This window comes from Gammaproteobacteria bacterium (assembly GCA_034522055.1).
Taxonomy (GTDB): domain Bacteria; phylum Pseudomonadota; class Gammaproteobacteria; order JAABTG01; family JAABTG01; genus JAABTG01.
Genome location: JAXHLS010000006.1, coordinates 53,615 through 65,647, shown reverse-complemented (window position 1 = coordinate 65,647; position 12,033 = coordinate 53,615). Strand labels below are relative to the sequence as shown.

General features: G+C 65.2%; 15 protein-coding genes and 1 pseudogene. 7 read left to right on the top strand and 9 right to left on the bottom strand.

What is annotated here, in order from left to right; translation table 11 throughout:
• Positions 1 to 13: 13 nt before the first annotated feature.
• The 4 genes from U5S82_18805 to U5S82_18790 all read right to left on the bottom strand — a co-directional run bounded on the left by U5S82_18805 (position 14) and on the right by U5S82_18790 (position 3,181).
• Positions 14 to 640: a hypothetical protein gene (locus U5S82_18805; protein MDZ7753633.1), complete on the bottom strand. Its 627-nt coding sequence runs from the start codon at positions 638 to 640 to the stop codon at positions 14 to 16.
• Between the two features lie 458 nt (positions 641 to 1,098).
• The gene (locus U5S82_18800; protein MDZ7753632.1) at positions 1,099 to 1,374 is read right to left on the bottom strand and encodes a DUF1488 domain-containing protein; all 276 of its coding nucleotides are present in this window, start codon (positions 1,372 to 1,374) and stop codon (positions 1,099 to 1,101) included.
• A 169-nt stretch (positions 1,375 to 1,543) separates the two neighbouring features.
• A complete protein-coding gene (locus U5S82_18795; GenBank protein ID MDZ7753631.1) occupies positions 1,544 to 2,266 on the bottom strand; it encodes a Crp/Fnr family transcriptional regulator in 723 nt (240 codons plus the stop codon).
• Between the two features lie 186 nt (positions 2,267 to 2,452).
• A complete protein-coding gene (locus U5S82_18790; GenBank protein ID MDZ7753630.1) occupies positions 2,453 to 3,181 on the bottom strand; it encodes a Crp/Fnr family transcriptional regulator in 729 nt (242 codons plus the stop codon).
• A gap of 230 nt (positions 3,182 to 3,411) precedes the next feature.
• Between U5S82_18790 and U5S82_18785 the strand changes: the two genes are divergently transcribed.
• The 3 genes from U5S82_18785 to U5S82_18775 all read left to right on the top strand — a co-directional run bounded on the left by U5S82_18785 (position 3,412) and on the right by U5S82_18775 (position 4,087).
• Complete coding sequence (locus U5S82_18785; protein MDZ7753629.1) at positions 3,412 to 3,558, top strand: lmo0937 family membrane protein; 147 nt, start codon at positions 3,412 to 3,414, stop codon at positions 3,556 to 3,558.
• A gap of 44 nt (positions 3,559 to 3,602) precedes the next feature.
• Positions 3,603 to 3,818: a hypothetical protein gene (locus U5S82_18780; GenBank protein ID MDZ7753628.1), complete on the top strand. Its 216-nt coding sequence runs from the start codon at positions 3,603 to 3,605 to the stop codon at positions 3,816 to 3,818.
• 95 nt (positions 3,819 to 3,913) lie between these two features.
• Entirely contained in the window at positions 3,914 to 4,087 is a 174-nt protein-coding gene (locus tag U5S82_18775; GenBank protein ID MDZ7753627.1) for a CsbD family protein, read from the top strand.
• A 279-nt stretch (positions 4,088 to 4,366) separates the two neighbouring features.
• Here U5S82_18775 and U5S82_18770 read toward each other — a convergent pair whose 3' ends face one another.
• Positions 4,367 to 4,828, bottom strand: coding sequence for a CYTH domain-containing protein (locus tag U5S82_18770; protein MDZ7753626.1), 462 nt, complete (start codon positions 4,826 to 4,828; stop codon positions 4,367 to 4,369).
• Positions 4,812 to 5,432: a hypothetical protein gene (locus tag U5S82_18765; protein ID MDZ7753625.1), complete on the bottom strand. Its 621-nt coding sequence runs from the start codon at positions 5,430 to 5,432 to the stop codon at positions 4,812 to 4,814. The genes U5S82_18770 and U5S82_18765 overlap by 17 nt, the downstream gene beginning before the upstream one ends.
• A 138-nt stretch (positions 5,433 to 5,570) precedes the next feature.
• On the opposite strand from U5S82_18765, the gene U5S82_18760 reads away from it, so the two are divergent.
• Positions 5,571 to 6,848, top strand: coding sequence for a DUF4010 domain-containing protein (locus U5S82_18760; GenBank protein ID MDZ7753624.1), 1,278 nt, complete (start codon positions 5,571 to 5,573; stop codon positions 6,846 to 6,848).
• A gap of 12 nt (positions 6,849 to 6,860) precedes the next feature.
• On the opposite strand, the gene U5S82_18755 is transcribed toward U5S82_18760, so the two are convergent.
• Together U5S82_18755 and U5S82_18750 are read right to left on the bottom strand one after the other, a co-directional pair.
• A complete protein-coding gene (locus tag U5S82_18755; protein ID MDZ7753623.1) occupies positions 6,861 to 7,895 on the bottom strand; it encodes a sodium:calcium antiporter in 1,035 nt (344 codons plus the stop codon).
• A gap of 143 nt (positions 7,896 to 8,038) precedes the next feature.
• Positions 8,039 to 8,242, bottom strand: a complete 204-nt coding sequence (locus tag U5S82_18750; protein ID MDZ7753622.1) for a hypothetical protein — start codon at positions 8,240 to 8,242, stop codon at positions 8,039 to 8,041.
• A 195-nt stretch (positions 8,243 to 8,437) separates the two neighbouring features.
• Here U5S82_18750 and U5S82_18745 point away from each other — a divergent pair, with 195 nt between their 5' ends.
• The gene (locus tag U5S82_18745) at positions 8,438 to 9,031 is read left to right on the top strand and encodes a carboxymuconolactone decarboxylase family protein (GenBank protein MDZ7753621.1); all 594 of its coding nucleotides are present in this window, start codon (positions 8,438 to 8,440) and stop codon (positions 9,029 to 9,031) included.
• 194 nt (positions 9,032 to 9,225) lie between these two features.
• Here the strand turns inward: U5S82_18745 and U5S82_18740 are convergent, their stop codons facing one another.
• Complete coding sequence (locus U5S82_18740) at positions 9,226 to 9,579, bottom strand: hypothetical protein (GenBank protein ID MDZ7753620.1); 354 nt, start codon at positions 9,577 to 9,579, stop codon at positions 9,226 to 9,228.
• A 131-nt stretch (positions 9,580 to 9,710) separates the two neighbouring features.
• Here U5S82_18740 and U5S82_18735 point away from each other — a divergent pair, with 131 nt between their 5' ends.
• Together U5S82_18735 and U5S82_18730 are read left to right on the top strand one after the other, a co-directional pair.
• Positions 9,711 to 10,400, top strand: a complete 690-nt coding sequence (locus tag U5S82_18735; GenBank protein MDZ7753619.1) for a DNA methylase — start codon at positions 9,711 to 9,713, stop codon at positions 10,398 to 10,400.
• 56 nt (positions 10,401 to 10,456) lie between these two features.
• Positions 10,457 to 11,856: pseudogene (locus U5S82_18730) on the top strand (transposase).
• The last annotated feature ends 177 nt before the right edge of the window (positions 11,857 to 12,033 follow it).

The window sequence follows — 12,033 nt, the reverse complement described above, 5'->3', positions numbered from 1 at the left end:
CGCGCCCGCCGCCTCAAAAACCGATGGCCCAAGCGTCGCCCAGGCTGGTCCCGGTGCGCCGGGTAAACCGCCAGGTGGGCCGCACGCCATGGGCAGGTCCCAAGAACAACCTGCCATGATGGGCAACTCCCAGGGTTACACCGGCCCCATGGGTGGCTATCAGCAGGGTCACCCGGGCCCGATGGGTGGTTATCAGCAGGGTCACCCGGGCCCCATGGGTGGCTATCAGCAGGGTCACCCGGGCCCCATGGGTGGCTATCAGCAGGGTCACCCGGGCCCCATGGGTGGCTATCAGCAGGGTCACCCGGGCCCCATGGGTGGCTATCAGCAGGGTCACCCGGGCCCCATGGGTGGCTACCAGCAGGGTCACCCGGGCCCCATGGGTGGCTACCAGCAGGGCCATCCCGGCATGATGGGCGGACCCCAGGACTATCCGGGCATGATGGGCGGCCCCCAGGGCCATCCCGGCATGATGGGCGGACCCCAGGGCCCGGGCATGATGGGTGGCCCCCAGGGCTATCCCGGCATGATGGGCGGACCCCAGGACTATCCGGGCATGATGGATGGCCCCCAGGGCCATCCGGGCATGATGGGCGGCCCCCAGGGCCATCCCGGCATGATGGGCGGACCCCAGGGCCATCCTGGCATGATGGGCGGACCCCAGGGATATCCCGGCATGATGGGCGGCCCCCAGGGCCCGGGCATGATGGGTGGTCGCCAGTAGTGACCCCCGCGGGGAGGTGCATGCAGGGGACCCGCCGTGGACCGGGTGATCCCGGAATCCACATGACAAAGGCCCAGGACCCCACAGACACGCGAGGGCGCTGTCCATCCTCGGGAAACGCCAAACGATTCGGTGTTTCCCATAGGGCCCAGGGATGGGGCACCGCGCCAGTCTCGTAAACGACCAACGGCGTGCGGGAGGTAGCGCAGGCATGGGCCGCGCAACCGTCGCTGAACAAAGTCGCGGACGGCTTTGTTCAGCATCCGGGCTAGAGCAGCATCTCACACGATCGCCGAGCCGGGGCATAAGATATCGCCGCCGCTTCGCCTTAAGGGCCAACCCCTGAGAATCGGACCCCTGAGAATACCAGCGCTTTAGAAGTCGGCCGCCGTCAGGACGTAGCCATAACCACCTTTGCCTCGACTGCCGCGCCCATAGACCTTTTCCGCCACTTCCTCAATCCGGCTGCGTGCCTCATCGAAGGCCTGCAGGAACCCGGCCTCGGCGGCTTCCAGGTTCGGACGGAGACGCCGGAGCGCCCCACTTTCCACAAAGAAGGCCACCTCGCTGGCGCGGTCGTATCCCCAGAAGCGGACCCGATGGGCACTGTCATCGAAACTGCGACTCGGGTTGGGAAAGATCAGTTTCACGGGTATACGCTCCAAGTTAGGGGAATGCGCCCCGACTTCGGATCGAGGCACGGAGGCTGGTCTCCATCAAAATACGCGTCCGTGGCGCGGGGTTCCGTTCGCTGGCGTACAGAAGGCGCCCCTCCTGGATTCAACCAGGTCGGCTTACGCCGGGAGGGGGGGGGGGAGGTCAGGCGAGGTAGGGCAGCAGGCGGTCCGTTTCCTTCTTGACCACCATGTAGCACTCACAACAGAGCCTTTCGAGGAGGGGGCGGTCCAGTACCCTGATATCGCCCCGTCTGTATTCGATGACGCCGAGGCGTTGCAGCTTGCCTGCGGCCTCGGTCACGCCCTCGCGGCGCACGCCGAGCATGTTCGCGATGAGTTCCTGGGTCATGGTGAGGTGGTTATCGGAGAGCCGGTCGAGGGACATCAGAAGCCAGCGGCACAACTGCTGGTCGATGGAATGGTGACGGTTGCACACGGCGGTCTGGGCCATCTGGGTGATCAACGACTGAGTGTAGCGCAACAGCAACCCCTGCAGGCTGCCATGACGGTAGAACTCGTCCTTCAGGCGCTGTCCCGGCAGCCGGTAGGCGGTCCCGGCACTCTGGACGATGGCGCGGCTGGGAGTGCTTTCACCGCCCATGAAAAGCGCTATGCCGACAATGCCCTCGTTGCCCACCACGGAGATCTCCGCCGACGCACCACTCTCCATGACATAGAGCAATGAAATGATGCAATCGGCGGGAAAGTAGACGTGGCGCAGGGTATCCCCGGACTCGTAGACCACCTTGCCGAGGGGAAGAGACACCGGCTCCAGATGGGCCAAGAGCCGCTCCCGCACCTCCAACGGCAGGGCGCCCAGCAGGCGGTTTTGCTCCGCAGGAGGGGTAGTAGGGGTGGTGGGCAACGGTTGTTCCTTTGGACGTGGGGGCCGGCAGGCCCATCTTCCCAGCGGCTGAAGTATAGGCCATCATTATGACATCAGCATACGATACCGCACATAAGGCCACACGCCCTGCCCGTGGAGGTGGCGCGGAGTTCATGGGGCGATGACACCCTCGTCAGGGGGTGGTGCGGCGGCCGTGCCGGCGCGTCAACCCGGCAGCAGGCGGGCGTAATCCGCCGCCACGGCGGCATAGCAGGAGCAGGACTCTCCTTCGAGCACCTTGCGATCGGCAATGGTGATCTTCCCTCGTGAATAGTGGATGGCCCCTTTCTGCTGCAGATGGCCGGCGGCGATGGTCACGGCACCCCGCTGTACGCCCAGCATATCGGCGAGGGACTGGTGAGTCTGGTGGAAATGGTCGGCGTGGGCCCGGTCGTGAATCATCAGCAACCCCCGGGCCAACCGCGCCTCCACTTCATGAAAGCGGGCACAACCGGTGGTCCGCGACAACTGCACCATAACCACATAAAGGTAACGCCTGAGGAGGCGCAGCAGCGCCGGGCTATCGTGGGTGGCGGAGCGCAATTGCCCGGCGGTCATGCGCAACGCACTGCCCGCACCCTGAACGAGGCCCCGCTGGGGCGCGAAGGGTATGTCCAGCGCAAGGGTTACGCCGAGCATGCCTTCGCTCCCTATATGTTCAGTCTCCAGGGGTTCATGACCGGCCATGGGGGTTACCAGGGAAATGAAACCCGTCAAGGGAAAATAGGCATGTTCAAGGAGTTCGTTGGCCTCACACAGTACCGACCCCGGTACCAGGTCGACGGCCTCGCATAGCGCCTCCATCCGCCTCGCATCCTGCCGCGGCAGGCTGCCGATGAGACGGTTGACCACGCGAGTGGGTCCTGGAGGCGGGCTTTCGGGTTTCAGCGACATCCGATGCTCCTGCTGCGGGGATAGACCAGGACGCGGCCTGGTTCATACGGCGATGCATCCGCTATCGCAGCGTGGCTTATGGGTATCGCGAAGTCGGTTCGCTACGACACGAAAGGAAACCCCAAAAAAAGGGAAGTGGGTTCGCTATCGTACAGACCCGGGTGGCCATTGCGGGGCATTGTCGGTCTCAGGCAACACCCGTTTTTCCACGCATAGAAAAGGATATGGCCATGCTCGAAACCCTCATCGTCTTATTATTGATCCTGTGGCTGGTGGGTCTGGTGTCATCCACAACCCTGGGGGGGCTGGTCCACATCCTCCTGGTGGCGGCGGTGGTGATCCTTCTATTCCGCCTGTTGCGGGGCCGGGCCATCTGAACATCCCTCGAAACCAGGTCCGCATCGCCTGCCGGAGCATATGAGTGAACGCACAGAAACTCGCAGCCATACTGTTGATAGTGGCCGGATCCCTGGCCCTCGCCTACGGCGGCTTCAGCTACACCAAGGCCACCCACGATGTGGATTTGGGGCCCCTGGAATTCTCGGTGGATGAGAAGGAATACGTCAGTCTCCCCATCTGGGCCGGGGTCGGCGCCATCGTCGTCGGCGGCGTCCTGCTGGTCTGGGGGAGGAAATAGCGCCACCCGGGGCGGTGGGGAAATCCGGTAAACGGCGGCATGGTATCCATGCTGGCTGTAAATCAAGCACAAGTCCATTCCATGGAGCGTGAATCATGAACAAGAATCAATTCAAAGGACGCATCAAGCAATCGACCGGCAAGGTGAAGGAGATCACGGGGAAACTCGTCGGCAACAAGTCCCTGGAAACCAAGGGGAAGATCCAGCAAGCCGCCGGCAAGGTCGAAGCCGGCTACGGAGACGTCAAGAGCGACGTCGAGGACGGCTGATGGCCGCAACCCGGGAGCCAGCCCCGGCACTCACACCTACTTCGTCCTCGAGGGGGTGGACCGCGGCACGCATACCCTCCAGGGGCAGGTGGTAAACGCCGCGGGCGAGGTCCCGGCCGCCACCCCACGGATCACCATTCATCACGAGCAGCACAGCATACCGACGGACGACTGATACCGGCCAGGCGTGGCCTCGGTGCTGAGACAACGAGCCGAAGATCGGCGTCATCCTGCGCCGGTGCGGCCGGGGGCGCCCTCCCTGCCCCCGGTCGCAAGCACCTACCACCGGGTATAGGGCTTCTCCACCAGGTTGGCATTGAAGTATTTGGGATCGTGGGTGACCTCCTGGCCCAGCCAGGGCGGGCGCTCGAAGGGCTGATCCTCCCTTTCCAGCTCCACCTCCGCCACCACCAGGCCGGCGTTGGCGCCCTCGAACTCGTCCACCTCCCAGGTCAGGCCGCCGAAGTCCACGCGGTAGCGCGTCTTCTCGACGAGGGGCTGGTGGCACAGGGTGTCCAGCATCTCCCGGGCATCGTCCACCGGAATGGGGTACTCGTACTCCGCGCGGGTGGCACCCCGGGTAATGCCCTTGACCGTCAGCCAGGCGTCCGATCCGGCGATACGCACCCGCACCGTGCGGTGCCTGTCGGTGGACAGATAGCCCTGGCGATAAGGGATACCCTCGTTGGTGCGCCAGCTGTCCTCGATGACCAGGAACTTGCGCTCAATCTCTTTGCTCATAGGTGTTCTCCTCGGGTAGCGGGCACAGGCCGAGGATACGGGACAGGGCCAGGGGATAGGACACGTTCTCGGCATCCCCGAGGCCGAGGCGCGCCCGCAGGGCGGTCACCGCCCCGGCCTCGGGGGCCTCCAGGGCCAGGGACTGGGTGGCGGCGCCATTGACCCAGACCTCGTCCCGTTCGGCGGCGCAGCCCGCGATGGTGAAACGGAAACGGCGCTTGTGCATATTGGCCCGGAACAGGCCGTGGTGGGGCCGGATCCGGGCCAGCAGCCCGTCCAGCTCGATGGCGGGACCGGCATCGCGGTCATCGATATCCGGCGGCTCCAGAGAAAGTCCTTGGAGCACCTCGCCCGGCACCGGGAAGGCCCAGCGGCCCGACGGCCGCCAGCGCTCCAGGTCCCCGTCCCGCTCAACCAGGGTCTTGGATTCGAGGCGACCGTGGCGGATCTTGAGGTTGTGGTCCGTGCCGGCGGCGCCGAGGATGTAGATCTCGCGGCTCTCATCGATGGCTTCGCAGGGGGCAAGGTGGCGCATGCGCTGCTCGATGAACTGGAGGCCGTCGCCGAAGATGCGGAACTCGAATCGTGGTGTGGTCTCTTGCATGGGACTCAGGGGCATCGGAACTGGCGGGTCGCCGGGTTGATACACTTATACCTGTTTGGATAGCAGGGACGGGGCGCCAGGGCAAGGCCGGAACGCCCGGCTATGCTCTGGACATACCCGGCAAAAAGGCTGACAAGCATGGGCCTGGAACTTCATCCCGACCAGCAGATCATCATCCTACAGCTCGCCGCGGCCCTCGCGGTGGGCCTGCTCATCGGCCTCGAGCGGGGCTGGAAGGAACGGGATTTGGAAGAAGGCGATCGAGTGGCCGGGGTCCGGACCTACGCCCTCATCGGGCTCCTCGGGGGTGGCAGCGCCATGGTGGCGGTGCAGCTCGGTGCCGTGGTACTCGGCCTCGCCTTCGTCGCCGTCGCCGGCGTCATGGTGGCGGCCTATCTGGCGGACTTCCGCTGCAACGACCGGGTGGGCATCACCAGCCTGGTGGCCGGGCTGCTGGCCTTCATGCTGGGGGCCCTGGCGGGCCTCGGCGAGGTGGCCATCGCGGGGGCGGCGGCGGTGGTCACCACCCTGCTGCTGGGCTTCAAGCCGGTGCTCCACGGCTGGGTCAACGCCCTGGAGCGGCAGGAGCTGCACGCCACCCTGAAGCTGCTGCTGATCACGGTGGTGCTGCTGCCCATCCTGCCGGACCGCAGCTACGGCCCATGGAACGCCCTCAATCCCTACGAGCTGTGGTGGCTGGTGATCCTCGTGGCCACCCTTTCCTTCGTCGGCTACTTCGCCATCAAGTTGGCGGGCGCCGGGCGGGGCGCCCTGATGCTCGGCCTGCTGGGGGGACTGGCCTCCTCCACGGCCCTGACTATGCACTTCTCGCGCCTCGCCCGCAGCGACGCGCAGGCCGCCCCCGTGCTGGCCGGCGGCATCCTGCTGGCCAGTGCCGTGATGATCCCGCGCATGGTGGCCATAGTGGCCCTGCTCGACCCGGCCCTGGTGTTGCCGCTGGTGGTGCCGGCGGCGGTCATGGCCCTGGTGATCGTCGCGGCGGCCCTGGTGACTTGGCGGCGGGCGCCCAAGACCGAGGAGATCACCGCGCCCATGAAGAACCCACTTGAACTCAAGGCCGCCCTGACCTTCGGCGCCCTGCTCGCCGCGGTGGTGTTCCTCGCCGAGGCCCTCAAGGCGTGGTTCGGGGATGCCGGGGTGCTGGCCATGGCCTTCGCCTCGGGGGCGGCCAACATGGATGCCGCCACAGTGTACCTGGCCCGCATGGGCGGGGCCGACCTGGCGCCCGCGGTGGCCGCCACCGGCATCATCATCGCGGCGGCGGTGAACGGCCTGGTCAAGGGGGGCATGGCGGGGGCCATCGCGGGGCGGGCCCTGGGCCTGCGGGTGGCACCGGCCCTCGCCGTGGCGGGACTGGTGGGCCTGGCGGCGGCCTGGCTCACCCTGTGGGCCTGAGGCGACTCCCGCTCACACGGCCAGCAGGATGACCACGCCGGTGCCGTAGAACACCAGCACCAGGAAGCTCTCGAAGCCGATGTTGGCGATGCCGCTCTTCTCGCGCCGCAACAGGCCCAGCAGCAGGATCCCCGTCATGGCCTGGCTCGCCGCGATGATGAACACCTGCATGTCCCCCATGGCATAGTACAGGGAGCCCTGGCGATAGGCGGCGTCGGAGAAGGCCAGGAACAGCACGTCGAAGCTGTTGCCGCCGATGATGTCACCCACGGCCAGGGTCAGGGCGCCCTGGCGTACCGCCGCCATCACGGTGATGAGTTCGGGCAGCGAGGTGGCCACCGCCGTGAACAGGGCGCCCACCGCCGTCTCCGACAGGCCGGTGCGGGCGGCCAGGGCGAGACCCGTCTGGGCCACCACGTAGCCCGCCAGCACCAACGCCAGTGCCAGGCCTCCGAAGGCGAGCCACAACCGCACCACACCACGGTCATCCTCACCCTTCCCTTCCGCCCCCGTGTCGACACGGGTCTCGCGGGTGTGCCGGGGCAGCCACTGGGGCGTGGCGCGAGTCTGATAGGTGAGGCGCAGACCGAAGGCGTAACCGGCCAGTAGCAACACCGACGCCGGGTGGATCCCCAGCAGGGTCACCTCGGGCCCGCCCATGGCCAGCAGGGGGAGCGTGAGCAGGGTCACCAACAGGGCGCCCTGCATCAGGTTCTCCAGGGAGGCGGCGGCATGCTCCAGATTGGCCCGGCGGTAGGTGATGTCGGCGATGGCGAGGAACGCAGTCTGGGCGGCGATGCCGCCCACGGCATTGCTCACCGCCAGCTCCGGATGGCCCTGCCAGGCGGTGGTCACCGAGGTGACGATGCCCGGCAGGGAAGTGGTGCCACCCAGCAGCACCGCCCCGAAGATGGCCTCCCCGATGCCCGTGACATCGGCGAGGCGATCGGCGAGCCGGGTGATGCGGGTACCGGCGATGGCGATGACCACTGCCCCCGCCAGGAACAGGGCCACCACGGCGGCCAGGGGCCAGGCCGACAGGTTCACGCGGGCATCCCGGACTCAGTCAAGACCAAGAGTTCGATGGAGGGTGGTGGCGCATGGCTGCAGGGCGCTGCGGGTGCCCTATCAGTCCGTTGCCGGAAGCGATGATTTCCGGGCTGGTTCAGCACCGTGACCTGCTCCGGGACTCAGGGACGACCCTCGGCGGGCTGATGGCGTTTCAAGATCTCCTCGATCTCCGGCCGTGCGGTCTCGGGCACGATCACGGCGATGCGGTTGTGCTCCCAGTCCCTGCGGATATTCTCGTCGGGGATGCCCGTGGCGAGGAGATCGTCCACGGCGTTCTCCATCTGGGTGGCGGAGTCGAACTTGGTGGTAAGGGTTTCGGTCATGGTCTCTCCTCGCTTCAGCCTCCTTTCAAAGTATATCAAAGGTGTGGATGAGTGCTGGCCGTCCTGGAGGGCCGCCATCAATCGCAAGCATCCATGTAAGTTACACCTCCCGAGACCGGTCTACTTTCGATAGGCCTTACAGGTGCCCGCGGCGACCACCCCGCCCAGCCATCCCAACACCCGGAGGAGTATTCCATGACCTATCTGCGTTCCCTGCCCGACGGCACCCTGTTCGACATCTTCCTGCAGTATCCCCAGTTCTCGGCCCCCCTCCATGTCTTCCTGGAGGCCCTGTTACGCGGCGATTCACCCTTCTCACCCGCGGAGCGGGAGATGCTCGCCGGCTATGTCTCGGGGGTGAACGAGTGCGGCTTCTGCAGCACGGTCCACATCGGCGTGGCCGAGGGACTGGGCACCGAGGAGGGCCTCGTGCGCCAACTGCTGAACGACCCCGAGGTCATGGCGGCGCCGGAACGGATGCGCCCGGTACTGCGCTACGTGCGCAAGCTCACGGAACGTCCCGCCGCCGTGGCTCAGGCCGACGTGGACGCCATCCTGGCGGCGGGCTGGGACGAGTCCGCCGTGGTCTACGCCAACCTCACCTGCGGCGCCTTCAACCTGTTCAACCGCTGGGTGGAAGGCCTGGGGGTGGATGCGGACCCCAAGTACGTCAAGGCCACCATCAGGCAGCTCATCGACGGCGCCTACCTCGGCGTCAACGACATGGTGGAACGCATCAACGCCCGCAAGGAAAAACCGACATACCGTTCGACTGCGCGTATCTCGTAGTTAAAAGAGCAAAAACGCGGGAACCACGAAAGACCCGAAAAATGCGAAAAAGATCCTGGCCGGGTGGATCCGGGATACGCCGGGAGAAATCCCGGACCGTTGGAGGCTGTACGCGGCTCTTCGACCCCCACCTCTGTTTCTTTCGCGTATTTCGCGTCTTTCGTAGTTACTCAAGAGTCCCGAGTTCTCGGCGGTTATTGCTCCCCGTGCTGACCCTCGAGCTCGTCGAGCCAGTCTTCGGTGAGCGCATCGAGCTCGTCTAGTTGTTCCTGGGAGTAATCTTCCGGGGCGTAGTGCTCGAGCCAGGAGATCAGGAAGCTCGTAATACGCTCACGAGGGAAGTCCGGATACGCCTTCTGTATGCATTCGATGGACTGATCGAAGCTGAGGCGTTGGGCCTCGGGCCAGATGATCTCGCGTCGTCCGGGATCGAGCTGCACGCCGTCCATGAGCGCCCAGAGAGCGTCTGAGACTTCGATGGAGCGCTGGCCCTGGGGCGAGCCCATGTAGTCGAGTAGCCCGCCGACGAAGGGATGCTTCTCACTCATGTCGATAGCATAACACTGGCGGACGTTCGATCATCAGGTACGCAAGGCGCTGCCCCGAGTCATCGACGTCGTTTGACACCCTAGCTGAATGAGGCTAGTCTGCTGGTCGTCACGGACACGGATCGGCAGCGATGGGTAGCTACTTCGGATCGAAGGCGACGTCGGGCTTGTGCCAGGCGATCATCGCCCTGATGCCGCCCCACGACACCTACATCGAGAGCCACCTCGGCGGCGGGGCGATCATGCAGCGCAAGCTGCCGGCGCTCGTCAACATCGGCATCGACCGCAATCGGCGAGCGCTCGCGAAGTTCGAGTGCCCCTATCCGGTCGAGCTGGTGCATGGCTGCGCGCACCGATTCCTGGCCGAGTATGCGTATCGGGGGCGAGAGCTCATCTACAGCGACCCGCCCTATCTGCAGCCGACCCGCCGCGGCGAGCGCCGATACCGTTTCGACTACGAAGAGCACGACCACGTGGCGTTGCTCGAGCTGCTCAAGCGCCTGCCCTGTCACGTGATCCTCTCCGGCTACCCCTCGGCGCTCTACGACGAGCGGCTGGCCGGGTGGCGCAGCCTCGAGCTTCAGGTGATGAACCAGGCGGGCGTCGTCACCGAGAAGCTGTGGTTCAACTTCAGCGTCGATCGCCTGCACTGGGCGCGCTATGCGGGCAAGAACTTCACGGACCGCCAACGCATCAAGCGTAAGGCGGTGAGCTGGGCCCGCCGCTACGAGGCCATGCCGCCCGCCGAGCGCCTGGCGGTGCTCGCGGCCGTGATGGCCGTGGAAGTCCAGGAGCCCGAGCCCGGCATGCCTTCTCCATAACCGGCCCCGCGCGGCGGGCCAAATCACCGTTTCATTCTCTTCATGGGAGGTGGACGATGTCGCTATGGGAGTCCTGGTGGAAAGCAATCTGGCTGCTGCGTCCGGCGTTCTCGCGCCTGCGCACCTTCCTGTGGTTCGCCACCGCCGTGGCCGGTCTCACCGTGCGAGGCGATCTTTAGGCGTGACCAGCCTCGTGCGGGCGCTCGCCCTCAAGCCCCGCTTCTACGACAACCTGCTGGATTCGTTCCACAGCCGCGCCATCAAGCTCGAGCGGCTCGCGGCGCTGTGGACCCAAGCCGTGCTGCGGCTCTTTCCCGCGCCGCTGCTCGTCAACGGCCGCCGCGTCATGGTCGGGGACGGAATCAAAGTCCCCAAGCGCGGCAAGAAGATGCCCGCCGTGAAGCTATTGCATCAGCAGTCCGACGCCAACACCAAGCCCGAATACATCATGGGACACTCCCTTCAGGCGGTGAGCCTGCTGGTTGAGGCCGACCAAAGCGTCTTCGCTGTCCCCCTCGCCGTGCGCATCCACGAGGGCCTCGTCTTCTCCAATCGCGACCGGCGCACCCTGCTCGACAAGATGCTCGCCCTGATTCAGACCGTGGCGATCACGGAACCCTTCTACTACGTTGCCGATGCCTACTACGCCGCCGGCAAGATGGTTCGCGGCCTCATCGCCGAGGGCAACCATCTCGTCACCCGCGTCCGATCCAATGCCGTCGCTTACACCCCCTATCGCCAGCGCGGCCCGAGGAAAAGAGGCCGGCCGAGACGCTACGGGAAGAAGCTCAAGCTCAGGTCACTGCTGAACGACACGAACGACTTCCAATCCGGGCCAAGCCCCGTCTACGGCGAGGACAACGTCACGATTCGGTACCAGGTCCGAGACCTGCTCTGGCGGCCCGCCGGACAGCTCGTGCGCTTCGTCGCCGTCATCCACCCGACCAGAGGCTCTTGCCTGCTGATGTGCACCGACGTCGCCCTGGACGCCGTCGAGATCATTCGCCTCTACGGCCTGCGCTTCAAGATCGAGCACAGCTTCAAGCAGGCCGTCCGACAGATCGGCACCTTCGCCTATCACTTCTGGATGCAGGACATGAAGCCGCTCAAACGCCGCAACGGCAATCAATACCTGCACCGGGAAACGCTCAGGTATCGCGAGAACGTCAAACGCAAGATCCACGCCTACCACGTCTTCATGCAGGCCGGCGTCGTCGCTCAAGGCTTGCTTCAGTATCTGTCGGTGGTTTTCCCGCAGCTCATCTGGCAATCCTTCGGCTCGTGGCTGCGGACGATCCGACCCGGTATTCCCCCGTCGGAGCTCGTCGTCACTCATGCGCTACGCAACACGCTGCCGGAATTTCTCTTGAGTTCCGCCAAAACCCATTCCCTGGCAAAATTCATCACCGAACGGCAGGACACTGAAAGAATCAGCATGTTCCGCCTCGCGTCCTGACGAGAAGTCGGGACTCATGAGGTAGTTAATAAAAAAAAGCAAAAGCGGTAACTACGAAAAACGCGAAAGGCGCGAAGCGATGCTGATGGGGGTGAGGTAAGGACCGGAGCCCGGAGGGACTCCGAGGCGCTGAAGGTTTGCCTGTAGCAGCTATGGCCGTCTCTTTATACGGCTCGT

What these genes read in the sequence shown, in the direction of transcription:
- U5S82_18760 (MDZ7753624.1), top strand. Translation starts at nt 5,571, where the DNA reads ATGGGCCTGGAACTTCATCCCGACCAGCAGATCATCATCCTACAGCTC.
- U5S82_18765 (MDZ7753625.1), bottom strand. Translation starts at nt 5,432, where the DNA reads ATGCAAGAGACCACACCACGATTCGAGTTCCGCATCTTCGGCGACGGC.
- U5S82_18745 (MDZ7753621.1), top strand. Translation starts at nt 8,438, where the DNA reads ATGACCTATCTGCGTTCCCTGCCCGACGGCACCCTGTTCGACATCTTC.
- U5S82_18775 (MDZ7753627.1), top strand. Translation starts at nt 3,914, where the DNA reads ATGAACAAGAATCAATTCAAAGGACGCATCAAGCAATCGACCGGCAAG.
- U5S82_18740 (MDZ7753620.1), bottom strand. Translation starts at nt 9,579, where the DNA reads ATGAGTGAGAAGCATCCCTTCGTCGGCGGGCTACTCGACTACATGGGC.
- U5S82_18785 (MDZ7753629.1), top strand. Translation starts at nt 3,412, where the DNA reads ATGCTCGAAACCCTCATCGTCTTATTATTGATCCTGTGGCTGGTGGGT.
- U5S82_18735 (MDZ7753619.1), top strand. Translation starts at nt 9,711, where the DNA reads ATGGGTAGCTACTTCGGATCGAAGGCGACGTCGGGCTTGTGCCAGGCG.
- U5S82_18805 (MDZ7753633.1), bottom strand. Translation starts at nt 640, where the DNA reads ATGGCCCTGGGGTCCGCCCATCATGCCGGGATGGCCCTGGGGGCCGCC.
- U5S82_18790 (MDZ7753630.1), bottom strand. Translation starts at nt 3,181, where the DNA reads ATGTCGCTGAAACCCGAAAGCCCGCCTCCAGGACCCACTCGCGTGGTC.
- U5S82_18770 (MDZ7753626.1), bottom strand. Translation starts at nt 4,828, where the DNA reads ATGAGCAAAGAGATTGAGCGCAAGTTCCTGGTCATCGAGGACAGCTGG.
- U5S82_18750 (MDZ7753622.1), bottom strand. Translation starts at nt 8,242, where the DNA reads ATGACCGAAACCCTTACCACCAAGTTCGACTCCGCCACCCAGATGGAG.